The following is a 403-nucleotide window of genomic DNA, read 5'->3' on the forward strand; positions in this document are numbered from 1 at the left end:
ACGTGCGAACTGCCTGATGAATAGTTCTGTCTTGGATTTACGAGCAGTAGCATTTTGAACCAAATCCAATATTCTGGCAATAGAACTATCTTCAAAGGTATTGGTTACTTCAACTTCAATAACACTTTCTAAATTGATACTACCTGCATATACTTTGTCTTCTTTTAAAATAGAATCAGGTTTACTTTCACCTGTTAAAGCTGCTGTATTTAATGATGCCTTTTCAGATAATAATACACCATCCAATGGAATCTTTTCACCAACACGAATTTGAATTTTCTCTCCAATAGTTACATCTTCTGGGGAAACACTTGTAAAATCACCATCACGAAATACATTGGCTTCTTTTGGACGAACATCTAATAATGCTTTAATGTTTCCTTTGGCTCTTTTAACTGCTGCT

The 403-nt window shown here is 34.5% G+C and carries 1 protein-coding gene; it reads right to left on the reverse strand.

Going from position 1 to position 403, the window contains the following annotated elements; all coding sequences use genetic code 11:
- On the reverse strand, positions 1–403 hold a 403-nt coding region (locus tag AAON49_RS00035; protein ID WP_502942861.1), incomplete at both ends, for a P-type ATPase actuator domain-containing protein.

Source organism: Pseudotenacibaculum sp. MALMAid0570, from assembly GCF_040151415.1.
Taxonomy (GTDB): Bacteria; Bacteroidota; Bacteroidia; order Flavobacteriales; family Flavobacteriaceae; genus Polaribacter.